21 protein-coding genes are annotated in these 22096 nt (G+C 63.8%); 9 read left to right on the top strand and 12 right to left on the bottom strand.

The features are described from left to right. The first annotated feature begins 181 nt into the window (after positions 1-181). From M1R55_RS13310 to M1R55_RS13300, 3 genes are all read left to right on the top strand, one after another. A complete protein-coding gene (locus tag M1R55_RS13310) occupies positions 182-820 on the top strand; it encodes a YggS family pyridoxal phosphate-dependent enzyme (RefSeq protein WP_249392225.1) in 639 nt (212 codons plus the stop codon). A gap of 55 nt (positions 821-875) precedes the next feature. Further along, the gene (locus tag M1R55_RS13305; RefSeq protein WP_249392224.1) at positions 876-1625 is read left to right on the top strand and encodes a DivIVA domain-containing protein; all 750 of its coding nucleotides are present in this window, start codon (positions 876-878) and stop codon (positions 1623-1625) included. A 242-nt stretch (positions 1626-1867) separates the two neighbouring features. After that, positions 1868-3124 carry a cytochrome P450 gene (locus M1R55_RS13300; RefSeq protein WP_249392223.1) on the top strand — a complete coding sequence of 419 codons (1257 nt, stop codon included), beginning with the start codon at positions 1868-1870 and terminating at the stop codon, positions 3122-3124. Here the strand turns inward: M1R55_RS13300 and M1R55_RS13295 are convergent. The 3 genes from M1R55_RS13295 to M1R55_RS13285 all read right to left on the bottom strand — a co-directional run bounded on the left by M1R55_RS13295 (position 3084) and on the right by M1R55_RS13285 (position 4929). Further along, a complete protein-coding gene (locus tag M1R55_RS13295; RefSeq protein WP_249392222.1) occupies positions 3084-3812 on the bottom strand; it encodes a hypothetical protein in 729 nt (242 codons plus the stop codon). The genes M1R55_RS13300 and M1R55_RS13295 overlap by 41 nt on opposite strands. Then, positions 3809-4606, bottom strand: coding sequence for an alpha/beta hydrolase (locus M1R55_RS13290; protein WP_249392221.1), 798 nt, complete (start codon positions 4604-4606; stop codon positions 3809-3811). Before M1R55_RS13290 ends, M1R55_RS13295 begins: the two co-directional genes overlap by 4 nt. A 119-nt stretch (positions 4607-4725) precedes the next feature. After that, complete coding sequence (locus M1R55_RS13285; protein WP_136366549.1) at positions 4726-4929, bottom strand: helix-turn-helix domain-containing protein; 204 nt, start codon at positions 4927-4929, stop codon at positions 4726-4728. Between the two features lie 360 nt (positions 4930-5289). On the opposite strand from M1R55_RS13285, the gene M1R55_RS13280 reads away from it, so the two are divergent. Beyond that, a complete protein-coding gene (locus M1R55_RS13280) occupies positions 5290-6063 on the top strand; it encodes a DUF554 domain-containing protein (RefSeq protein ID WP_249392220.1) in 774 nt (257 codons plus the stop codon). 169 nt (positions 6064-6232) lie between these two features. On the opposite strand, the gene M1R55_RS13275 is transcribed toward M1R55_RS13280, so the two are convergent. Then, positions 6233-6646: a hypothetical protein gene (locus M1R55_RS13275; protein ID WP_249392219.1), complete on the bottom strand. Its 414-nt coding sequence runs from the start codon at positions 6644-6646 to the stop codon at positions 6233-6235. A gap of 254 nt (positions 6647-6900) precedes the next feature. Here M1R55_RS13275 and M1R55_RS13270 point away from each other — a divergent pair, with 254 nt between their 5' ends. Next, positions 6901-8181 (top strand): DUF4384 domain-containing protein, encoded by a 1281-nt coding sequence (locus M1R55_RS13270; RefSeq protein WP_249392218.1) that lies wholly within the window; start codon positions 6901-6903, stop codon positions 8179-8181. 393 nt (positions 8182-8574) lie between these two features. Here M1R55_RS13270 and nspC read toward each other — a convergent pair whose 3' ends face one another. From nspC to M1R55_RS13250, 4 genes are all read right to left on the bottom strand, one after another. After that, the gene (gene nspC / locus M1R55_RS13265; RefSeq protein ID WP_249392217.1) at positions 8575-9780 is read right to left on the bottom strand and encodes a carboxynorspermidine decarboxylase; all 1206 of its coding nucleotides are present in this window, start codon (positions 9778-9780) and stop codon (positions 8575-8577) included. Between the two features lie 56 nt (positions 9781-9836). After that, positions 9837-10562: a 2-phosphosulfolactate phosphatase gene (locus M1R55_RS13260; protein WP_249392216.1), complete on the bottom strand. Its 726-nt coding sequence runs from the start codon at positions 10560-10562 to the stop codon at positions 9837-9839. Beyond that, complete coding sequence (rpe, locus tag M1R55_RS13255) at positions 10559-11245, bottom strand: ribulose-phosphate 3-epimerase (protein WP_249392215.1); 687 nt, start codon at positions 11243-11245, stop codon at positions 10559-10561. The genes M1R55_RS13260 and rpe overlap by 4 nt, the downstream gene beginning before the upstream one ends. A gap of 126 nt (positions 11246-11371) precedes the next feature. Further along, positions 11372-12037, bottom strand: coding sequence for a YbhB/YbcL family Raf kinase inhibitor-like protein (locus M1R55_RS13250; protein ID WP_249392214.1), 666 nt, complete (start codon positions 12035-12037; stop codon positions 11372-11374). Between the two features lie 234 nt (positions 12038-12271). Here M1R55_RS13250 and scpA point away from each other — a divergent pair, with 234 nt between their 5' ends. From scpA to meaB, 3 genes are all read left to right on the top strand, one after another. Beyond that, positions 12272-14422: a methylmalonyl-CoA mutase gene (gene scpA, locus M1R55_RS13245; RefSeq protein ID WP_249392213.1), complete on the top strand. Its 2151-nt coding sequence runs from the start codon at positions 12272-12274 to the stop codon at positions 14420-14422. A gap of 76 nt (positions 14423-14498) precedes the next feature. Next, positions 14499-15023, top strand: a complete 525-nt coding sequence (locus M1R55_RS13240) for a hypothetical protein (protein WP_249392212.1) — start codon at positions 14499-14501, stop codon at positions 15021-15023. A gap of 55 nt (positions 15024-15078) precedes the next feature. Further along, positions 15079-16044: a methylmalonyl Co-A mutase-associated GTPase MeaB gene (gene meaB, locus M1R55_RS13235; RefSeq protein ID WP_249392211.1), complete on the top strand. Its 966-nt coding sequence runs from the start codon at positions 15079-15081 to the stop codon at positions 16042-16044. Here meaB and M1R55_RS13230 read toward each other — a convergent pair. The 3 genes from M1R55_RS13230 to M1R55_RS13220 all read right to left on the bottom strand — a co-directional run bounded on the left by M1R55_RS13230 (position 16007) and on the right by M1R55_RS13220 (position 19849). Then, positions 16007-16957, bottom strand: coding sequence for an adenylyltransferase/cytidyltransferase family protein (locus M1R55_RS13230; RefSeq protein WP_249392210.1), 951 nt, complete (start codon positions 16955-16957; stop codon positions 16007-16009). The two genes, meaB and M1R55_RS13230, sit on opposite strands and share 38 nt — an antisense overlap. Further along, positions 16954-18396: a nicotinate phosphoribosyltransferase gene (locus M1R55_RS13225; RefSeq protein WP_249394215.1), complete on the bottom strand. Its 1443-nt coding sequence runs from the start codon at positions 18394-18396 to the stop codon at positions 16954-16956. The genes M1R55_RS13230 and M1R55_RS13225 overlap by 4 nt, the downstream gene beginning before the upstream one ends. A 79-nt stretch (positions 18397-18475) precedes the next feature. Further along, on the bottom strand, positions 18476-19849 hold the full coding sequence (locus tag M1R55_RS13220) for an MFS transporter (RefSeq protein ID WP_249392209.1): 1374 nt from the start codon (positions 19847-19849) through the stop codon (positions 18476-18478). A gap of 326 nt (positions 19850-20175) precedes the next feature. Between M1R55_RS13220 and nadE the strand changes: the two genes are divergently transcribed. Continuing rightward, positions 20176-21015, top strand: a complete 840-nt coding sequence (gene nadE / locus M1R55_RS13215; RefSeq protein ID WP_305880265.1) for an ammonia-dependent NAD(+) synthetase — start codon at positions 20176-20178, stop codon at positions 21013-21015. A gap of 50 nt (positions 21016-21065) precedes the next feature. On the opposite strand, the gene M1R55_RS13210 is transcribed toward nadE, so the two are convergent. Next, entirely contained in the window at positions 21066-22082 is a 1017-nt protein-coding gene (locus tag M1R55_RS13210; RefSeq protein WP_249392208.1) for an SDR family oxidoreductase, read from the bottom strand. Between the last annotated feature and the right edge of the window lie 14 nt (positions 22083-22096).

Below are 22096 nucleotides of genomic sequence, written 5' to 3'. Positions count from 1 at the left end.
CGCACTGAGCTACACCTTCCCGGTTGCGGCGCTGAGAAGCGTGAAGATTCCTTGACGGGAAGATCAGGAACTGGGGCGGATACTTTCCGGTGTGACGACGTGGACTTGAGCAGGCGGCCCGAACAGGCCAGAATACGCGTGTGAAACAAGTGAAGACGAGGGTCAGCCTGCCGGGATCAGCATGAGCGTTCCGGAGGTGCTGGCCCATTTGCGGGCGCTGGAAGCCGAAGCCGGACGGTCACCGGGCAGCGTGCGCCTGGTCGCTGTCACCAAAGGGCAGCCCATAGAGGCCATTCGGGAGCGGGTACTGGCCTACGGCGAACACGTGCTGGGAGAGGGCCGCGCCCAGGAACTGCGGGATAAGGCGGCGCAACTGACCGACCCGCATACCGAGTGGCACTTTATAGGCACGTTGCAGCGCAACAAAATCAAGTACCTGAAACCCGTGACGCTGGTACACGGCATAGAGGAAGTCTGGCAGGCCGAGGCTATCGCGCAGGCGGCGCAGGGCTGGGGCCGCGCTCCCGATCTGCTTTTACAGCTTCATAATGGAGAGGAACAAAAACACGGTGTCAGGCCAGAGCAATTGCCCGACGTTTACCATCAGGTGATGCAGACTGGACTGAAGGTACGCGGGCTGATGGTCATGGCCCCCGACGATGCCGACGAGGGGGCCACCCTGCGCCTGTTCGAGGACACCGCCCGCCGCGCCCATGACCTGGGCCTGCCGGAACTCAGCATGGGCATGAGCGGCGATTATCCGTTGGCAGTGCGTGCCGGGGCCACGTTGGTCAGGGTCGGCAGGAAATTATTTCTATGACGAGGTGCTTGCGATGAGGCCAGTACTATGAGGTTCCACCAATGAGGTTACGCCTATGAAGTTATCTCCACTCGATATCCGTCACCGTGAGTTTCCGGGCAAGTTCGGCGGCTATGACCGCCTCAGCGTGCGCCAGTTTTTGACCGATGTGGCCGAGGAATTGGAAGGCGTGTTGCAGGAGCGTCAGGCCATGCAGGAGCGCACGCAGGAACTGGAACGCCGCATAGAGGAAATGAAGCAGCAGGAAGACGAGATTCGCCGGACGCTGGTGGCTGCCGAACGCATGGGCCACGACCTGCGCGAAACGGCGGCCCGTGAAAGCGAGGTCATTCTGGCACAGGCCAACGTGTTCCGCGACGCTATTCACAACGACGCGCAGGCCCGCAACACCGAACTGGAAGCCGCGCACCAGAGCCGCATCAGTGCGCTGGAACTGGCCTTCCGGGGCCGCTTTGCCGACCTGGAGAGGGAGCAGCACCAGCTGATTCTGGAGCGTGAGCGGGCGCAGGCCGAACGAATGGCCGACCTGGAGCGCATCTTCTCGGATCGCCACAGCGACCTGACGGCGCGGTTGGCGAGTGCCCGGCAGGAATACGCCCAGTTTCTCAGCGGCTACCGCGCCCTCGTGTCGTCGTTTGGCGAACTCTCGGCCCGCCATATCCTGCCCGAAGAATCGGCCCCTCTGGAGCGCCCACCACTGCCCACAACGCCGCTGCCGACCATCGAACCCGGTCTGCCGGACGTACCTGACGCTATGCCGGAAGCGCATGAGCCCCCGCGCATTGAGGAACAACAGTTTTTGTAGGGGTTGTGGAGTTTGGATTGTGGAAAATGGGAAGGCGGAAGGGCAATCTCGTTGCTCATTTACCCCTTCTCCTGCGGAGCTTTTCGAGCCAAGGGTGATGAGCAAACAGCAGATGGGTCTAGCTGTTGACCTCTCCCCTTGCGGGACTCGCAGAGTTGCGGAGCAGAGGGGACAGGTCATCGGCGCACCCGCCCCAATACCCTTGACCCTCAGACCGCCCCGCACCCGCTACCCTGACACCCATGCCCCTGCCCACATTGGCACTCCCGCTCACCGACGCCGAATTCGTGCGCGACCCCTACCCGCTGCTGGCCGAGGTGCGCGAGCAGACGCCCGCCTTCCGCGACCCGCATCTGAACCGCGTGTTCCTGACCCGGCACGCGGATATTTCGGCGGTGCTGAGGGACAAACGCTTTGGCCGCAGCGTGCTGCACCGCTATTCCCGCGACGAATTGGGCTGGCCGCTGCCCGATCCCAAACAGGCGAACTTTGACGCCTTCAACGGGAATCACATGCTGGACAGCGAAGGGGAAAAACACGCCCGGCTGCGCTCTTTGGTGGGTATGGCCTTTACTCCCCGGCGTGTGGAGAACCTGACTGGACGCATAGAAACGCTGCTCGCCGCGCAACTGGAAGGGCTACGGGCGGGTGGGCCATTCGATCTGGTGTCGTCCTACGCCGAGCCGCTGCCCGTGACCGTGATTGCCGAACTGCTGGGCGTACCGGAAGCCGAACGCGGCGGTCTGCGCCCCTGGTCGGCGGCCATCGTGCGCCTGTACGAACCCACCCACACGCCGGGGGATCAGGCCGGGGCGGAGCGGGCGGTGCTGGAATTTGGGGCGTTGTTGCGCGACCTAGCCGCCCAACGCCGCCGCAACCCGCACGATGACCTGATTACGGCGCTGGTGCAGGCCGAGCAGGACGGGGATCGCCTGACCGAGCAGGAATTGGTAGACACCTGTATTTTGCTGCTGAATGCAGGCCACGAAGCCAGCGTCAACGGCCTGTCGGCGGGCGTGCTGGCCCTCATGCGCGATCAAGAAGCGGGCGGCGACCTGTGGTCAACGTTGGTGCAGGCTGCCCCGCATGAAGGCAGTTTGCCCCTCTTTCGCCGTGCCGTAGAAGAACTCCTGCGCTATGACACGCCGCTGCCCATGTTCGAGCGGTTTGCGCTGGAAGACACCGTGCTGCACGGCGAATCACTGAAAGCGGGGGAGAAGGTGGCCCTGCTCTACGCCAGCGGCAATCGCGACCCGCGCCGTTTTGACGTCCCCGACAGCCTGAACCTGAACCGCGACCCCAATCCGCATCTGACCTTCGGGCTGGGCAGCCATTATTGCCTCGGTGCCCCGCTGGCCCGCCTGGAACTGGCGCTGAGTCTGCGGGCGCTGTGCCGCGCACTGCCGGGGCTGCATCTGACCGATGCCGCTGCGCCCGCCGAGTACGTAGGCGGGTTCGTTATTCGCGGTCTGGCGCGGTTAGATGTGACAGCCCCATAAACGGAGTCAGCCAACGTCCGTCCAACTCGCCTGCGGAGGCTTCGGCATGGGCCTGCTCTGAACGGCCCAACGCCAGCAACGCCACCACGCGGGCAGGACTGCGCGGCGCAGCGCGGGCCAAGGCTTTTTCGGCGGTGCGGCGCGCTTTTTCGGCTCCGCCTACGGCGGCCTGTACGTGCGCCAATACCGCCAGCAAATGCGCGTCGGCGGCCTCGCCTGCCATCTCTGCCACCTTCAGACCCTCGGCCAGAGTGCGGAGGGCGGCGCGGGCATCGGTGGGCAACAGGAGTTCTCCCAATAGCGTAGCGGCGGCGGTGAGTGCTCCAGCATCGCCCTCGGCACGGGCCAGAGCGCGGGCATAGGTGGCCTGTGTCACAGCTTGGGGCACCGCATCGGCCTGATGTTCTAGGGCCAGCAATCGGGCCAGAAGCAGTGCCACACGCGGCGAGTCGGGCAACGGGGCAAGGGTCTGGCGGGCGGCTTCGGTGTGGCCCAAGCGCAGTAACGCCGCCGCACGGGTCAGAGGATCGGTGGCCCACTGCGCTGCCAAGCTGGGCCTTCCCAAATGCAGGGCCAACACCGCGCAGGCTTGAGCTTCGGCAGATGCGGGCTGGAAGTTAGCCAGAACAGCCAACGCCGCCACGTCATCGCCCGCATTCACGGCAGCTTGCAAGGCGGTAAGTGTCACGCCTCTCCCCCATTAGCATGAGGATTGGCATGAGTCCAGAAGGCGTCCAGCACGGCGAGCAGGTGCGAGGCCCATGTGGATTCATGATGAATTCTGCCGGGAAGAATGCTGATCGTGGCCTGTGCGCCCGCCTGCAACAAAGCTGCGTGCAGGGCGCGGGTTTCGGCCACCTGCGCGGCGCTGCCCTCTGCGGTCTGGCCCTCCCGATCGCCCGTGCTGACGGCGTAGTGCTGCTCTGAGCGCAAGAAAGCTGCCGCCACATCCTTCAGAACCGCCCGGTCTGACCACCACATGCTGGGCGACAGCACACCCAGAAAGCCGAAGGTTTGCGGATGCCCTAGCCCGCTGTACAGCGCCAGCAATCCGCCCAAGCTGCTGCCGATCAAGGCCGTGCCAGCCGCATCCGTTCGAGTCCCGTAGCGCGAATCGACCAGAGGCTTCAGGAGGTCAATAATCCGGGCCAACGTCGCTGCACCCTCTCCGCCGCCGTGTTCCGGGTCAGGCTGTAGGGTGTATTCAGCAATCCGGTTCGGGCCGTGTGGGACGGCCACCAAGACCAACCGCTTGCCCTGCTCAGCCAGTGCGGAGGCGGTTTGCACCCCACGCCAAGACCCCGGCCAGCCCCGCTCCGACACATCCTCATCGGCCAGAAACACGTTTTGACCGTCTAGCATGTAAGCGACAGGTAACCGCTCGGATGGTTGGAAGTCAGGCGGCGTCCAGATCAGGGCGTGATCGAATCCACCCGTACCAATCAGCAGGGGCAGCACTTCGGGAAGCAGAATGGGAGACATCTCCGGGCCAGAATAGCCGCGCAGACGGACGCAGTCCCTCAAGAGAGTCTGTAAAAGCTTTTGTAGTGGATTAAGGCGCAGACTATACGTCCACCAGGCCTCTTCCACCAATGAATCATCTAGGCGCTGAGCGCCAAATCCAGACCCAGGAACCGCCACAGGGCGCGGCGCGATACACGCAAACCGCTCGGATGCTCTAGCGCCACCAATCGCCCGTCCCGGATCCAGCGGCGCACGGTGCGCTCGTGGGTACTCGTAAAATCGGCCACTTCACTGATTTTCAGGAGCTTGGGCAGGTTCTCGAACTGGTTAGAGAGAGTCAAGGTACGCCTCCAAAAAGCAGGCGGGGCCACCAGAAGGCAGCCCCGCACAACAATTTATGATTTTGAATTCCTGCACGCCTACTTCACCGGAGTCGGCAGCCTCACCTAAGAGGCCCGCCGCGCCGCCCGCGCCCCAACCGCCACCCTTTGAGGGTGCAGTGGGCTTAGGCCCAAGCCAACGAACAGGAATCCGTTTCAACTTGCGGGAACTTTACCACAGCCCAAGTCAGGGCAGCGTCAACGTTCAGCGAATTTAAAGGGGTTACCTGATGGGGGTAAAAGGAGGCAGATAGACAACGTGCGCGGGGCCCCGGCAAGCGCCCGGTCGCCTGCTGGTCAAATGCTCTACAGTGCAGCCGAATGTCTCTTTTTACTCAACTGTCCGGCACTTTTATCAACGTGGGCGCAGTGCTGGTGGGCACACTGCTGGGGCTACTGTTGGGGGGCCGCCTGCCCGAACGCACCCAGCGCACGCTGCTGCAAACGCTGAGTCTGGTCACCCTGTTTATTGCGCTGGACATGGCGGGCAGCCTGAACCGGGTCAGTGGCGGAGCCGTACCAGGCGTTATCCTGGCGTTGGTCAGCCTTGCGGTGGGCGCAGTGATCGGAGAGGCGCTGGGCATAGAAGAAGGCCTGGCCCGGCTGGGGGACTCCCTCAAACGGCGCTTTAAGGGGGGTGGCCGCTTTACCGAGGGCTTCGTGGCGGCCAGCCTGCTGTTCTGTATTGGCCCGATGACGGTGGTGGGGGGCCTGCAAAACGGTCTGACGGGCGACAATTCCACCTATGTCCTCAAAAGCACGCTGGACGGCATCGCGGCGGTGGCTTTAGCGGGCGCTTACGGCATCGGCGTGGGCTTTTCGGCCATTACGGTGCTGCTGCTTCAGGGCGGCCTGAGTTTGGCGGCGGGCGGATTTGCCGCCGGGCTACTGGGCGGGGCCAGTCCCGAGATTCTCAAGACCAATGCCTATGTACTGCTGATTACGGGAGCGGGCGGCCTGATGATCGCGGGTATTTCGTGGAATCTGATGCTGGCTGGGCTGGGCTGGGAAGATCGCCGCGTGCGGGTCGGCAGCATGCTTCCTGCACTGCTGATCGCGCCACTGGCCCTCTGGATTGCGACGCGGCTGGGGTAAGAGTTTGGATAGGAAGGCGTATAAGGGTCTAAGGAAAGGCGCAAGGTCAATCCTCTCAACTTCCCCCTCTCCTGCGGAGCTGTATCAGTCAAGGGTAAGGAGCTAAAAGCTCAAAGGTTCAGCAGTTACCGGGGACATTCGGCAACGCACTCGACCCAGACTTCTTTCCCTACCGCGCCGCACTGACCTCTGCACGCCACCACGTTCTGACCCAGCCCCGAAAGCTGCTGTACTTGCCCGCCAAACTCAGGCGCACTTTGCGGTCTTTTTCGGCAGACAGGCGGGCGATTTTGGCGTTGAGGGCAGTGGCCTCGTCGCGCCCAAAGACTTGACGGCCCGCCTGTGCTGCGGCCGCCTCACCACGCGCCAAGCGCCGGAGTTCGGCGGTTTGGGCGGGGGTCAGGCGGAGTTCCCGGCTCAGACGCTCACTATCGGCGCGGCCAGAGGGGAGTACAAAAAGTCGCGTCAAAACGGCGCTGCTGGGCCAGGGATCGGCGGGGCGGGTCGCCGAAGCCTGCGCCTGCACCGCAGTCAAGGCCAATCCAACGGCACTGACAACCAACAAGGTTCGGAAGGGGTTCATCTCAGCAGCCTAACTGCAGATCATGTTGAGCTTCAATGCCGCAGATGTGCATGCCGTCACGTTTGAGTCAGGCCCAACTCATCTATTCACCACATCTGCCGAATGTTCTTAGGGTGACGTTCATAGGTGACTGGTACACCGTTTAGGGTTGTCTGGGGGTCAGTGCTTCATCAGGTTCGCGCCCTACCTTGCTCCCACCAGAAGGCCAACATTCCGCCCCATCAACGCCCTTTCTTATTTCCGGAGGTTTCCAGATGAACACCAACATGACCACCAAAAGCCTGACCATGATGACCCTCTTGCTCGGCCTCGGCGCAGCGACTCTTGCCAGCGCCAGCCCCGCCAAGATCAGCGCCCAGAGCATTATCGTGAACCCAGTCGAAACCAAGCTGAATGTCCAGGTGTGGGTCAACAAGGACGCCAGCGGCAACCAGAACCCGGTCTACCGCAAGGGCGAAAAAGTCAGCGTGGGTATCAAGACCAACGGCGACGCCTACGTGTACCTGTTCAATGTGAACGCCAACGGCCAGATCGACCTGTTCTTCCCCAACAACTACGAAGAGAGCAACTTTGTACAGGCGGGCGTGACGCGGGTGTTTCCGGCACAGGCCGCCAAATACACCCTGACGGTGGCTGGCCCCAACGGACAAGACCGTCTGTTGGCCCTCGCCAGCAAGAAAGAGCTGAATCTGGACGACGTAGCCCGCTTTGTGGGAGATGAAGGCTTTGCACAGGTGCGTGTGCGGGGTCAGGAGAATCTGGCCCGTGCGCTGAGCATCGTGGTGAACCCGCTGCCCGCCGATTCCTGGGTGACCGATGTGGCGACCTTCCGTGTGGGTCAGGGCACAGCTGGACAAAACGGCGGCAACGCAGGCAATCAGGGCGGCGCAACCGGAACAGTGACGGTCACGCCGGGAACGCCTGCCCAGCCCAACCCCCAACCTACGCCCGAGCCTCAGCCCACGGCACAGATTCAGCCCGGACAGAAGCAGGACGGCGCCTTTGATCAGGCGATGGTCGAAGCCTATGACCGCCTGAAGGGCAACGAGTCTCTGGGCAACGCCACCACCTACGCCGTGCCCTGGAGCGACGGCCTGTGGCAGAAGTTTAATGGCGTGGGCGCTTACGGCGACGCCGCCCTGCTGCACGCCAACGGCAGCAGCCGCTCCTACGCGGTGCATGGCCGTCTGCTGGAACGTTACCTGGCGCTGGCCAAAGCTGAAAACGGCGCGACCCGCCCGCCCACGCGCCTCGGCTGGGCTGCTGGCGATGAGAAAGTCATTCCCCGCAACACCTACGGCACCAGTGGTCTCTACGGATTCTTCCAGAACGGCGCACTGTACGGCACCGAAAAATACGGCACGTTCTGGCTGGTCGGCAACGTCCTGAAAACCTATCAGGGCCTCGGCGGCAGCGGCTCGTTCCTCGGCTTTCCCACCCGCGACCAGTACCTCATCGGCGGCGCGTGGGCGGCAGACTTTGAAGGCGGCACCATCCGCACAGTCAACGGTGTGGTGAAGGTCTACCGCAAGTAAGTGGCTTCCGGTTAGGGGCCGTGTATCTCGGCCTCTAGCCCGACCACCCTGAGAAGTTTCCCTCCTCTCGCACTCCCCCGGAACCGGGCAGGACTGATTTCCCATATCCCCTGCTCGGCCCTTTTTCTCCCGTTTTTCCGGTGGCTGCCTTTGCTGGAACGGGTCTGAATGACGGCGCTGGCGCGGACTGAACACCCCGCCTCAGCACAGACAAATCACCCACCCCTTGAGTTGAAATCAGAAGCGTTGAGATCAGAAGACGCGCCCGCACCGGAAGTGGTGTCGGGCGCGTTTCTGTAGGTGGCCTGTTGGGTCAGGGCGTCTAAAGGTCTAGGGTCTGAAGGTATGAAGAAGGTCAGAAGCTTTTGACCCGAGTTGCCAACTGCTCCCGCTTCAGCTCAGTTTTGCCTTGAACTCCTCGTAGCCGAAGCTCTTGACCACTTCGTAGCGTCCACCCTCGTGCAGGATGCCGATATCGGGGTGCTTGACGCCGTTGAAGAAGGTGGTTTTGACCATTGTATAATGAATCATGTCGTCGAATACCACGCGGTCACCGACCTTCAGAGCCTGCGGGAAGGCGTACTCACCGATCACGTCGCCCGCCAGACAGGTCGTGCCACCGATGATGTACTCATGCCCAAAATCCCCCGGATCGCCTGCACCCAAGATGCGGGGCCGGTAAGGCATTTCCAGTACGTCGGGCATGTGGGCGCTGACCGAAATATCGAGCAGGGCAGCCTGTTTCACGTTCTGCACCACGTCCAGCACGCTGCTGACCAGCCAGCCGGTTTGCCAGCCAAAGGCGCTGCCGGGTTCCAGGATCACATGCACGCCGTAGCGTTCGCGGAAGCTGCGAATCACGCGGATCAGGCGGGGAATGTCGTAGCCTTCGCGGGTCATCAGGTGGCCGCCGCCAAAGTTGACCCACTTCATACGGGGCAGAAATTCGCCAAATTTTTCCTCAAAGGCTTGTAGCGTTCGCTCCAACGTGGTGGAATCGTTTTCGCAGAGGCTATGGAAGTGCAGGCCGTCCACGCCGTCCAGCAGGTCTTCGCGGAACTCGCGGCGGGTCACACCAAGGCGGGAAAAAGGGCCCGCCGGATTGTAGAGGTCAGTTTCGACTTCGCCGTATTCGTGATTTACGCGGATGCCCACATGCACGACCTGTCCGGCGGCGCGGGCGGCCTGAACCTGCGGCTTAAAGCGCTCCCACTGCGAAAAAGAATTGAACACCAGATGATCGGCCAGCGCCAGAATCTGCGGGAATTCGCTGTCGCTGTAGGCGGGCGCGTAGACGTGTACCTCGCCCTTCATTTCTTCGGATGCCAAACGGGCCTCGTTCAGGCTGCTGGCGGTGGCTCCGGTAATGCCATACTCGCGCAGCATCGGGAAGGCGCTCCACATGGAAAAACCCTTGAAGGCCACGATGATCTGGGCGCCACTTTCCTGCTGCACCCGCGAAATCAGGGTCAGGTTGCGCCGCAGCCGCGATTCGTCCAGCACGAAGGCGGGGCTGGGAATGGCCGCCCAATCCACGGAGTCTAGGGGCGTCACGTCAGGCAGGGCAAAGGGCAGGGAGAGGGAATCTGGAGCCGTCATGGGAAACAGGGTAACGGGTCTGGGCGCGGGGAAGGGTCAGCAGACCCTCAGTCGGGTCAGCCTGCCACGAACCGCAATGCGCCTTCCAGGTCGCTGCTGTCGGCCAGCGTGGGCACCAGCGTACTGGTGCTGAGTTGCGCGGCGTAGCGCACATCTTCGCCTAGGCCGAGGCTGGCCAGCCGCGCTCCGTGTCCGGCACTGCCCAGCGCCTCTATCGGGTTTCCAGCGTTGCGGCGCATGGTCAGGGCAATGCGTGCGCCGTCGTCTATGGTGAATTCACCCATAGCCAGCAGATATTCGGCCAGCACTCCCGCTGCATACACGTCTTCCAGACTCACGCGTTCGTCGGTTCCGGCGCACACCAGCGCAATTTCCTCGGTGGCAATGGCGCGGGCGCGGCGGGCGGCGGCGTGGGCATTGGTCAGGGCCGCCAGCAAGATGTGCTTGCCTGTCTGGGCAGCGGTGTGGGCGGCTCCGGTGCCGTTGGTGGTGTTCATGACCACCGTTTTGCCCGTAAAGTTCTGCGCCGCTGCCTCGACGGGGCTGTTGCCGAAATCGAAACCGGGAATAGGCAGACCGCCCCGTTCGCCCCCTAGGAGCAGGCCGGAATCTGCCTGTTCGGAGCGCAAGTTCAGGGCCACTTCGGGTGAGGAAGTGAGCAGCAGGGCATCTGCACCACGTTCCAGATAAGCGACGGCGGTAGTGGTGGCCCGCAGCACATCAATGACCAGCACCACATCGGGGTAATTGCCGTGTGGCAACAGATCTACACGCAGCCTCATATCAGGGCCGCCCGCAGGCGTTCCAGGCCCGCCGCGCCGCCGTCTGGCCCAAACACGGCGCTTCCGGCCACCAGCACCGTTGCGCCCGCCTCAGCCAGAGCGCGGGCATTGGCCGGAGTCACACCACCGTCCACTTCTATTTCTGCGTCGCTCCCCAGTTCATCCAACCAGTGGCGCAGGGTTCGCACCCGTTCCAGGCTGGCCGACAGGAATTTCTGACCGCCAAAGCCCGGATTCACGCTCATGACCAACACCAGATCTACGTCGGCCAGCACGGGGCGAACGGCTTCCAGCGGCGTACCGGGATTGAGGGTCACGCCCGCCCGCTTGCCCAGTTCGCGGATAGATTGCAGGGTGCGGTGAATATGCTGGGTGGCCTCCACATGCACCGTGATACCGTCGGCTCCCGCTTCGGCAAAGTCGCGCAAATAGCGTTCAGGACGCTCGATCATCAGGTGAACATCCATATACAGGGGGCTGGAACGCCGCGCCGCTGCCAGAATGGGCAGGCCAAAGCTGATGTTGGGCACGAACGCGCCGTCCATCACGTCCACATGGGCGTAATCGGCCCCGGAAATAGCCGAGAGTTCCTCTCCCAGCCGGGAAAAATCGCAGGATAGGATGCTGGGGGCCAGCTTGACGGCACGGGAAGGAATGGAATCAGGTTGGGCGGGAACACTCACGCCGCCTAGTCTAACATTCCTCACCTTCGCGGGGAACAGAACACCCAGTACAATTTAGATTCAGGCAGAATCAGGGGCAAGGAGGCAACCCCTCCCAACGCTGGAAGGGGCCGAAGTCAAGCCTGTTTAGCGGCTGTAAAAAGCAGTGATACTGGCTTTGGCGAGCGTGATCCCGTTCAGATTGAAGCCGAGGAACGCGGGGCTGGCGGTGGCGGGCACATCCAGCGTTTTGCTGAGGGCGTACAGCGTAAAAACGTAGCGGTGGGGCTTGTCGCCCACGGGTGGGCAGGCTCCCACGAAGCCGGGTGCGCCGCCATCATGGTTCAGTTGCAGCGCCCCGGCAGGCAGCGTGCCGCCCGTGTTGCCTGAACCCGCCGCGAGTCCGGTGGCAGTGGCGGGAATGTTGTACACGCTCCAGTGCCAGAAGCCACTGCCTGTAGGTGCGTCAGGATCGTACTTGGTCAGCACGAGGCTCTGGGTTCCGGCGGGCACACCCGTCCAGTTCAGCGCGGGGCTGGTATTGGGGCCAGTACAGCCAAAGCCGTTGGCGACATGCTCGCCGGGATACACGCCGCCATTGGTAAACGTCGGGCTGGTCAGGGTCAGGCCGCCCGCGACAGCGGTGGGGCTGGGCTGGGCCACGGTCAGGCGCTGCAAGCTGTTCAGGCCAGCGTTGATGTCAGGGGCGGCGGGCGTGGTGGCGGGCGTGCCCATCATGCTGGGGGCGCAACTGGCGAGGGTCAGGGAAATGGCGGCGAGAGCGGCAAAACGCAAAGAATAGGATTTCAACATGGCAAAACCTCCGGGGCAGAACATTAGGCAGGCTGTTCATAGAGAAGCAGCCAAACGCCTGATGAGATCGTCTGCCATTAGCCGTTGAAGCATTGGCGTCGGCTTAGTGAAATCCCACAATGTAAATGTTTGAACAATAGGTAGGGCGGCTCGACTTCTCCCCTGTTCCCTGCTTCATCCCAAACGCCCGTTAGGTTCCGCGTGGCATCATGTCTGCATACGGAGGCTTCCACCATGACCACCCCCACCGATTCCAGCACCGATCTAGGGGCGTGGAAGGCAATGGCCCGCAAGGATTTGCGCGGCGCAGACCCCGACACGCTGAACCGCACGACTGCCGAAGGATTGGTTCTCAAACCGCTGTATACGCGGGCCGACTTACCGAATGGCGCAGACACCTTGCCCGGACTGCCGCCCTACACCCGTGGCCCCCGCGCCACCATGTACGCCCAGCGCCCGTGGACGATTCGGCAATACGCGGGCTTTTCCACCGCCGAGGAATCGAACGCCTTCTACCGCCGCAATCTGGCCGCCGGACAGAAGGGCCTGAGCGTGGCCTTCGACCTAGCCACCCACCGGGGCTACGACTCCGACCACCTGCGCGTGGTGGGCGACGTGGGCAAGGCGGGCGTGGCCATAGACAGCGTGGAAGACATGAAGATTCTGTTTGACGGCATTCCGCTGAATGAAATGTCGGTCAGCATGACCATGAACGGGGCTGTCCTACCTGTGCTGGCCGCCTTCATCGTGACGGGTGAGGAACAGGGCGTGCCGCGTGCCCAGCTCTCGGGCACCATCCAGAACGACATTCTCAAAGAATTTATGGTGCGGAATACCTACATCTATCCGCCCACGCCCAGTATGCGAATCGTGGCCGACATCATTGCGTTTACCGCCCGCGAGATGCCCAAGTTCAACTCTATTTCTATCAGTGGCTACCACTTGCAGGAGGCCGGGGCCAATGCCGCGCTGGAACTGGCCTACACGCTGGCCGACGGGCTGGAATACGTGCGGGCCGCTCTAGCAAAAGGGCTGGACGTAGACGAATTCGCGCCGCGCCTGAGCTTCTTTTTTGCAATTGGCATGAATTTTTACGTGGAGGTGGCCAAGTTGCGGGCCGCCCGCCTGCTCTGGGACGAAATTATGGCCGGATTTGCGCCCAAAAACCCCATGAGCCGCGCCCTGCGAACCCACTGCCAGACGAGTGGCTGGAGCCTCAGCGAGCAAGACCCCTACAACAACGTGGTTCGCACGACCATAGAGGCGATGGCGGCGGTGTTTGGCGGCACGCAGAGCCTGCACACCAACGCCTTTGACGAGGCGATTGGCCTGCCCACGGACTTTTCGGCCCGCATTGCCCGCAATACGCAACTGGTATTACAGGAGGAAACGGGCATTCCCGACGTAGTCGACCCCTGGGGCGGCAGCTACCTGATGGAGCGACTGACGGTGGATTTGGCCGACAAAGCGCGGGAATTGATGCGCGAGGTGGAAGAGTTGGGCGGCATGGCGAAGGCCATCGAATCGGGCGTGCCCAAGCTGAGAATTGAGGAATCGGCGGCCCGCAAACAGGCCCGCATAGACCGGGGCGAGGACGTGATCGTGGGCGTGAACAAGTACCGCCCCAGCGAACCCACCCCCGTAGACGTGCTGAACATAGACAACGCTGCCGTGCGCCTGTCTCAGATTGCGCGGCTGGAGCGGGTGCGGGCGCAGCGGGATGCAGCAGGCGTGCAGACCGCGCTGGACGCATTGGAAGACGCCGCACGCACGGGCGAGGGCAACCTGCTGGCCCTCAGTGTGACCGCCATGGAGGCACGCGCCACCGTGGGCGAGGTCAGTGATGCACTGGAGCGGGTCTGGGGCCGCCACGCCGCCGAAGTTCGTACCCTGTCGGGCGTATACGCGCAGGGCTACGCCGGAGACGAGGGCTTTGCCGCCCTACAAGGCGAAATTGAAGCCTTTGCCGAAGCCGAGGGCCGCCGCCCAAGAATGCTGGTGGTCAAAATGGGGCAGGACGGCCATGACCGGGGCGCGAAGGTGATCGCCACGGGCTTTGCGGACTTGGGCTTTGACGTAGACGTCGGCCCGCTGTTTCAGACGCCGGAGGAAGCCGCGCGGCAGGCCATTGAAAATGACGTGCATGTGGTGGGCGTCAGTTCTCAGGCAGCGGGCCACCTGACGCTGATTCCGCACCTGATCGCCGCCCTGAAGGCCGAGGGCGCGGGCGATATTCAGGTCATTGCGGGCGGCGTGATTCCCCAGCAGGATTACGCGGCGCTGCGGGCGGCAGGCGTGGCGGGCATCTTCGGCCCCGGCACCCCGATCCTGACCAGTGCGCGGGAAGTCCTGCGGCTGATTCGGGCCGCTGAAAGTGGGGGTTAGGGTGCCCTCCCCTGAGCTAAACCCACACTCAGCCAAGCTCAGCCCTACCCTCACTCCGGCAGGATAAAACCAGAGCATGATCCGGCCTCTTGCGTTTGCGCTCACGGCCTGCGTGATGGCTGCCGTCGCCACTGCCGCCACAACTCCAACCAAAACGGCCCAGTCTTCTGCCCAACAGACGGCCCAGAACGCAGCGCGTGTGGCAGTGGCCCGTGAAACGGCGCAGGTGCGGCAGCTTCAGCGAAGTGGCGGCCTGAAAGCGGTGAAGGTGACGGGAAGTTGTGCAGGACGCGACAGTATTCCCATGCTGAAAGTCTGGGCCGACACCAAAGGCACGCCGAGGCTGGTGCAGTATCAGCGCTTCTATCCAGACAATTCCCAGAGTTTTACCGGCTACTACGACGCGGTGGGGCGGTTGCGCTTTGCCAAAGCCAGTGCCAGCGGATTTATCGGCCTGCTATACAACGTGACCACCGAATACGACGCGGCGGGCCGTCAGGTGGCCGAATCCGGTACGCGCCGCCCCGGTTGGAATCAGGAGTTGCAGAGGTTGCCAGGACTGAATCCCGATTTGTTGAAACGAGGGATCTGCACGCGGTAGAGGTCGGAGTTCAGATCTAATTCCCAGCGTCCCACACGCCCTATACTCTGCCCCTATGCCGCCCGCCGCCCATCCCCTGACCGCGCCCTTGTTGGCTGGAAATCGGCGGGCGTTGGCACAGGCTATTACGCTGGCCGAAAGCACGCGCCCCGAGCACGAGGCGCAGGCGCAACAGCTTTTGGCCGAGGTCGCAGAGCAGGCCAAACAGACCGTGCGCGTGGGTCTGACCGGGGTGCCGGGCGTGGGCAAAAGCACCTTTATAGAGGCGCTGGGCGTGCAACTGGCCGATGCGGGCCACCGGGTCGCCGTGCTGGCCGTAGACCCCAGCAGCGCCCGTACGGGCGGGAGCATCATGGGCGACAAGACCCGGATGCCGCGCCTGACGGTGCATCCGAATGCCTTTATTCGGCCAAGCCCCAGCGGGGGCACATTGGGCGGGGTGACGCGGCGCACGCGGGAAGCCCTGCTGCTGTGCGAGGCGGCGGGCTACGGCGTGGTACTCGTGGAAACGGTGGGCGTGGGCCAATCCGAGACGCAGGTGGCCGCCATGACCGACCTGTTCGTGCTGCTAACCCTACCCAATGCCGGGGATGAATTGCAGGGCATCAAACGCGGAATTATGGAACTGGCCGACGTGTGCGTGGTGAACAAGGCCGACACAGACCCGAAGGCCGCCAACCGCGCCCAGTCGGAATTGACGGCGGCCCTGAGTCTGCTGACGCCCCACAGCGCCGTATGGCAACCCCGCGTCGTGCAGGCCTCGGCACTGACTGGAGCAGGCGTGGACAGCGTGTGGGAAGCGGTGCAGGCCTACACGTCTACGGTAGACATTGCCGCCAAACGCCGCACCCAGACCGCTTCATGGTTTGACGACCTGCTGCGCGAAGTGGCGTGGCGCAACTTTTTGAGGCAGACGGACGGCGCAGCGCTGGCACGGTTGCGGGCCGAAGTCTTGGGCGGAAAGCTGACGCCTGTACAGGGTGTCAGAAGTCTGCGTCCTCCAGAAACCGGCCCAGAATAACGTGATGATCCTCAAAAAAGCGTCGTGGGCGGGCCAAAGCAGTGGTCAGGGGAACCGGACGCGAGGCGGCGTAGCGTGGTTCGGGCGGCGGATCGGCCCGGTAGACGTGGGCGGTGGTGTGCGCCACCAGTGACCGGGCCGGGTGATCAAACACAGCGTCGGCCACGGCCCCCAGCTGAACCCCCGGCGAAAGCACCCGCCCCGGCAACTCCCACAGGCCGCGCCCAATCGCCTGAGTGCGGGTCTGAAGCCAGATGTGCTGGGCGGTCAGGCGCACCCAGCGCTCCTCGTGCAAGTACGCCCCGACTGGCAGGGCCGCCTGAAGTTGCCGGACAGCCTGCCATTCGGCGTGCAGGCGGGCAAAGGCCGGGGTGAGGGCGAATCTGGTCAGGAAAGCCCGCACCGATTCGGGAAGACTGGGGGGCAGGGGCAAGCCCTCAAACAGGGCGGCGCGAGTATCGGTGGCGTTCAGACCCGGCACTTCGGGCACGGGCAGACGCGACCAACCGGGAAACCAGCGCAGATAGGCGGTGCTCGCATCCTTTTCAAAGCCGACCAGCGCCACAGCCTGAGCCGGGCCGAACTCCTGCGCAGCCTGCCAGCGCACATCGGCGGCCCAGCGATCTGCATCAAAGTGGTCTGACAAGGCGCGGAACGTGACCTGACAGGGATCGGCTCCCGCTTCCCTGAGGGCCGCGCGCAGCATCTGGGCACGTTCGGGGGCGCTGAAGGGGTTGCGGATGCTGCGGGCCAGATTGGCGCTGCCCACCAACACCAGCACTCGTGGCGCTTGCCCCAGCGCCTGAACGATGGTGGCGACATGTGCGGCGTGCGGCGGCTGAAACCGGCCCACGAAGACGGCAGGCACTCCAGCATTTACCTTGCTGATGACACGCGGGCCATCGGCACTCATTGGCCCAGATGACCGCGCAGGCCTTCCGCGACCTGATCCCGCAGGGCCGCCACATCGCCGCCCAGGCTGACGCGGTAGGTGTGTGGATTCAGCGGGCGGCGCGTGCCCGCAGGCAGACAGGCCAGTTCGGCCTGGGCACGCGCCTGCACGGCCCGCAGCGACTCAGGTGCGAAGGTGCGCCGACCGTCCCGCATGACCACCTCACGGGCATTGGCCCACTGCACACTGGCCTCCAGAACCGTTGCTCGCAGCGGGTTGGTGGGATCGCTGACCCGCTGACCCACTTGCGGCTTCTCTCCAAGCGTCAGCACATCCAGCATCAGGGTGCCTGCCTCATCGGTGGCCCGCCAGACGTGCTTCGACCCCGGCAGACTGGACTTGGCCGGGTCGCCCGTCAGCTTCATTTTGGGAACGCCTTGCAGCGCTGCCAGTTTGAACACGCCGCCCAGCGCGCCGCCGCCTCTGCCGCCCGCCGTCGCCAGTTGCGTTCCCACGCCGTACACATCGATTCGGCCCCCCTCGGCAATCACTCCGGCGATCACCGACTCCGACAGATCGTTGCTGGCCACAATCTGCACCCCTCCAAACCCCGCCTCGTCCAGCGCCGCCCGGATGTGGCGCGACAGATAAGCCAGATCGCCGCTGTCCAGCCGCACGCCGCGCAACTCGTGGCCCTGTTCGCGCAGTTCACGGGCCACGGTCAGGGCGTTGGGCAGGCCGCTGCGGAGGGTATCCACAGTATCGAGCAGCAGGGTGGTGCTGTCTGGATAAAGGCTGGCATAGGCGCGGAAAGCAGCGAGTTCGGTGGGAAAGCTTTCGACCCAGGCGTGGGCATGGGTGCCTGTGACGGGCAGCCCGAATTGCCGCCCCGCCTCCACGTTGCTGGTTCCAGTCGCGCCGCCCACAAAGGCCGCCCGCGCCGCGCTGACCGCGCCATCCGGCCCCTGCGCCCGCCTCGCGCCGAATTCCACCACCTGACCGCCGTAGGGGCTGGCCTGCGCCGCCTGCACGCAGCGGGCCGCTTTCGTCGCCACCAACGTCTGAAAATTCAGGGTGTTGAGCAGCATGGTTTCGATCAATTGCGCTTCCCAGAGGGGCGCGGTCACGGTCAGCAGAGGTTCGTGCGCAAACACCACCCGGCCCTCGCGGAAAGCCTCGATCTGCCCACTGAAGCGCCAGCCCCGCAAGGCGGACAGAAAAGCGGGGGAAAACAGGTTCAGCGTGTCCAGGTAGGCCAGATCGGCTTCGGCAAAACGCAGGTCTTGCAGCGTATCCATCAGGGGTTCCAATCCGGCCCAGACCGCGTACCCGCCCTCGAAGGGCAGGCGGCGGAAATACAGATCGAACACCGCCTCGTGGGTGTGCAGCCCGTGATGGTGGTAGCCCTGCATCATGTTCAGCTGGTACAGGTCGGTCAGCAACGGCGACAGAGAAGGCATGACAGAACCCATCATGACAGGCCTTCCTTTCTGGGGCAGGTTGCGGCTACACGGCGGTTTGCGGTCATACGACTTTTGGTCATACCACGGCTTCCGGCAGGCGCTGACCCCGCGTTTCTACCCCGATGGCCCAGGCACAGATGGCAGCCAGCGCAAAACAGACGGCGAACAGGGTCAGGGCCACGCTCAGATTCCCGGTCAGAAGCATGGCCCCCACGCTGGGCGACAGCACACTGGCCAACCGGGCCATGCCGCTGACAAAACCCATGCCCGTGGTTCGCAGCGGCGTGGGAAACAGTTCGGGGGTATAGGCGTACAGCGCACCCCAAGCGCCCAGCAGCGCAAACGACAGGGCGGCAGAAGTCGCCAGCACCGCTCCCGGTGTGCCCGCCAGCAAAAACAGGTAAGCCCCAACTGCACTTGCGGCCAGATAGCCGACCAGGGTGGCGCGGCGGCCAATCCGCTCGACGAGGTAAGCGGCCAGCACATAACCCGGAATCTGGGCCAGGGCCAGCAGAAGCGATGTGCGGTAGACCGCGCCCAGATCGAGACCCTGTGCCCGCAGGAAACTGGGCAGCCACGAAAAAATACCGTAATACCCCAGACTCAGGCCAAACCAGACGAGCGCCAGCAGGACGGTGCGGCGGCGCATGGCTCCCCGGAACAGCGCGGCAGGCGTGACCGGGGGCGCAGGCGGTGGAGCCAGCAACGGCACATCGGGCAACACGGCCCCGTTGACCTGGGCCACCCGCATCAGAGCGGCCCGGGCTTCGGCGGGCTTGCCCCGGCTCAGCAGCGAGCGCGGGGAATCGGGGATGCCGAAGCGGGCCACCAGACCGATCAGTCCCGGCAGGGCAGCGGCGGCCAGCAGCCAGCGCCACGCCTCCTGAGGAGGAAACACGGTGCTAAGCCACCATGCCAGCGCCGCCACCAGCACCGTGCCCAGCGCCCAGAACGACTCCAGATACACCAAAAATCGCCCGCGCCAGGCTGTCGGCACAAATTCAGCCATCATCGAATAGTCCACGGGCAGCGTGCCCCCGATGGCAAATCCGGTGAGAAAGCGGGCCACGACCAGCAGGGCCACGGTGGGCGACACTGCGCCGAGCAGTCCAAAGACCACGCCCAGCATGACCGTGATCAGAAATACGGTGCGCCGCCCGATCCGGTCGGCCAACCAGCCCCAGAACAGGGCGCCCACCAGCATTCCCGCAAACGTGGCGGTCAGCAACATCGTGGCGTCTGCCGAACCCCGCGCCAACCCGAATTCCACACTAATGCCGGGCAGCGCGAAGCCCATCAGCAGCACTTCCATGGCGTCGGCGGCCCAGGTCAGGCCACAGATCAGCAGCAGTCTCCACTGGAATCGGCCCAGGCCAAGCTGGTCTAGAGCGGCGTCTACCGCCACAGCCGGGGGAGCGGCTACAGGCGAACGAGCTGAGGGTTGGGTCATAGCCTGAAAAGTGTAGAGGGCCGATCGTGGTAATTGTGACGCTTTTCTCAATTTTTCGTTCACTTGGCCGTGGGCAGACCAAAAGTCCGTCAGAACAGAGACTTCTGAGGCGGGCATTTTGCCCAGCACGCACAGGCACTTCCTCCGTTCGGTCAGCACTAGAGCAGCGCGGAAAATTCACTCACTTTGTTCGGACAGAAGAACAGGAAAATGGCACCTGTCCTTCTGTCAAATGCACTAGATACCACTCTCTGAACCGGGCAAGTCCTACGGTTTGCTCAACATGCGGTGGGCCAGGAATCTGCCTGACATGGCATACTCCGCCCATGCCCGACACCCTGTCCCGGCAACGCCACATTGCGCGTGAACTTCACGTTCAGTCCGGCATCGACCCCGCTGCGGAAGTCCAGCGCCGTGTAGATTTTATGGCCGCCTATCTGAACAGCTCCGGGGCGTTCGGCTTCGTGCTGGGCATCAGCGGCGGGCAGGACAGCACCCTGGCGGGCCGTCTGTGCCAACTGGCCGCCGAGCAGGTTCGGGCGGCGGGCGGCACCTGCTCTTTTCTGGCCGTGCGGCTGCCCTACGGCGTGCAGGCCGATGAAGCCGACGCCCAGACCTCGCTGAATTTTATTCGGCCTGACCGCTGCGTGACCGTGAATATCCAGCCCGCAGCAGAGGCCAGCGCCCAGGCCGCCGCCGACGCTCTGGGGCTGCCCCTGCGGGACTTTGTTCGCGGCAACATCAAGGCCCGCGAACGCATGACCGCGCAGTACGCGCTGGCTGGGCAGGAAGGACTGTTGGTGGTGGGGACCGACCACGCCGCCGAAGCTGTGACCGGGTTTTTTACCAAGTACGGCGACGGCGGCGTAGACCTGACGCCCCTCACCGGGCTGACCAAACGGCAGGGAGCCGCGCTGCTTCAGCATTTAGGCGCACCGGAAAGCACCTGGCGCAAGGTGCCGACTGCGGATCTGGAGGATGACCGCCCCGGTCTGCCCGACGAGGTGGCGCTGGGCCTCACCTACACCCAGATCGACGATTATCTGGAGGGCCACGAAGTGGGGGGGGACGTGTCGGCCAAATTAGAGCGCCTGTACAGGCAAACCGGGCACAAGCGCACCGTGCCTGTAACCCCGTTTGACCATTGGTGGCGGGCGCAGGAGTAACAGCGGGATTGAGGACGGAGAGCCAGAGTTTCGGCCCAGACGGCGCTCCCCTACTCGTTAAATTCGGCCTCTGCCGCCCGCTTGATCGGGTTCTTCTGGGTGATCTGGCTCTCGGCATGTTTGCCCATCACACCCCGGTCACTGGGCGTAGGCCGGGGCAAAAAACGGTTGCCCAGAGCCATCAGATCGGCGGTGAGTTGCGGAGCAATGGCCTGCGCGGTTCGCAGCAGCACGGCTGGCCCACCGATCATGGCTTCAGCGTCGCCGCGCACGGTGGCATTCACCATGCGGCGGGCGGCTTCGGGGGCGGCCATAGAGATCACGGGTAAGTTGTCCAGAGTGGCAAACAGAGCGTATTCGCGGGCGTGCTGGCCCTTCACGGTGGCGTTGCGGGCGCTTCCGGTCTGCATCAGGCCGGGGCAGACGGTGGTTACGGTGATGCCTTCCTGTGCCAGTTCTGCCCGCAACACCTGCCCCAGTCCTACCAGCGCAAACTTGCTGACCGAATACGGCGCGAGGTGCGGAATGCCCACCTTGCCGCCCACCGAGGCCACCAGCAGCACCCGCCCCCGCACGGCCCGGAGCAAGGGCAGCGCGGCGCGGGTCATTTTCAGCGGCCCAAAAGTATTGATTTCCATGATCTCGCGGAAATCGGCCTCGGTCATGTTCGCCAGCGGCCCGGTCTGGATGATGCCTGCCACATTCGCCAGCACGTCCAGCCGTCCGTATTCGGCTTCGGCGGCGTCCAGAGCGCGGGCAATGTCGGCGTCTACCGTCACGTCTCCCACCACCGTGATCACGCGGGCACCCCGGCCCCTCAGGTCGGCGGCGGCGCGGTCGAGCTCTAAGGCGTCGCGGGCCATCAAGGTCAGGTGTGCGCCCCGTGCGGCAAATTCGCGGCCCAGCGCCAGCCCCAGCCCCCGCGATCCGCCCGTGATCAGCACCGATTTTCCGGTCAGGTCTGCGGGCGTGTTCAGGGCGCGGCGACCCACCAGGGCAGCCAGCCCAGCGACCAAGAGCAACCGCCTGGGCAAGAGTCGTTTGAGGGAAGTCTTCTTGCGGCTCATGCCCAGAGTTTGCC

The organism is Deinococcus sp. QL22 (assembly GCF_023370075.1).
In the GTDB taxonomy this organism is placed as follows: Bacteria; Deinococcota; Deinococci; order Deinococcales; family Deinococcaceae; genus Deinococcus.
The sequence above is the reverse complement of the archived record's forward strand: the minus strand, read 5'-3'. Positions and strand labels throughout refer to the sequence as shown.

Coding starts and splice junctions, on each gene's coding strand:
- M1R55_RS13210 (WP_249392208.1), bottom strand. CDS start 22,082: ATGAGCCGCAAGAAGACTTCCCTCAAACGACTCTTGCCCAGGCGGTTG.
- M1R55_RS13225 (WP_249394215.1), bottom strand. CDS start 18,396: ATGCCTTCTCTGTCGCCGTTGCTGACCGACCTGTACCAGCTGAACATG.
- M1R55_RS13230 (WP_249392210.1), bottom strand. CDS start 16,957: ATGAGTGCCGATGGCCCGCGTGTCATCAGCAAGGTAAATGCTGGAGTG.
- M1R55_RS13310 (WP_249392225.1), top strand. CDS start 182: ATGAGCGTTCCGGAGGTGCTGGCCCATTTGCGGGCGCTGGAAGCCGAA.
- M1R55_RS13275 (WP_249392219.1), bottom strand. CDS start 6,646: ATGAACCCCTTCCGAACCTTGTTGGTTGTCAGTGCCGTTGGATTGGCC.
- M1R55_RS13290 (WP_249392221.1), bottom strand. CDS start 4,606: ATGTCTCCCATTCTGCTTCCCGAAGTGCTGCCCCTGCTGATTGGTACG.
- meaB (WP_249392211.1), top strand. CDS start 15,079: ATGCCGCCCGCCGCCCATCCCCTGACCGCGCCCTTGTTGGCTGGAAAT.
- M1R55_RS13240 (WP_249392212.1), top strand. CDS start 14,499: ATGATCCGGCCTCTTGCGTTTGCGCTCACGGCCTGCGTGATGGCTGCC.
- M1R55_RS13270 (WP_249392218.1), top strand. CDS start 6,901: ATGAACACCAACATGACCACCAAAAGCCTGACCATGATGACCCTCTTG.
- nspC (WP_249392217.1), bottom strand. CDS start 9,780: ATGACGGCTCCAGATTCCCTCTCCCTGCCCTTTGCCCTGCCTGACGTG.
- M1R55_RS13260 (WP_249392216.1), bottom strand. CDS start 10,562: ATGAGGCTGCGTGTAGATCTGTTGCCACACGGCAATTACCCCGATGTG.
- scpA (WP_249392213.1), top strand. CDS start 12,272: ATGACCACCCCCACCGATTCCAGCACCGATCTAGGGGCGTGGAAGGCA.
- M1R55_RS13305 (WP_249392224.1), top strand. CDS start 876: ATGAAGTTATCTCCACTCGATATCCGTCACCGTGAGTTTCCGGGCAAG.
- M1R55_RS13250 (WP_249392214.1), bottom strand. CDS start 12,037: ATGTTGAAATCCTATTCTTTGCGTTTTGCCGCTCTCGCCGCCATTTCC.
- M1R55_RS13220 (WP_249392209.1), bottom strand. CDS start 19,849: ATGACCCAACCCTCAGCTCGTTCGCCTGTAGCCGCTCCCCCGGCTGTG.
- nadE (WP_305880265.1), top strand. CDS start 20,176: ATGCCCGACACCCTGTCCCGGCAACGCCACATTGCGCGTGAACTTCAC.
- M1R55_RS13300 (WP_249392223.1), top strand. CDS start 1,868: ATGCCCCTGCCCACATTGGCACTCCCGCTCACCGACGCCGAATTCGTG.
- M1R55_RS13280 (WP_249392220.1), top strand. CDS start 5,290: ATGTCTCTTTTTACTCAACTGTCCGGCACTTTTATCAACGTGGGCGCA.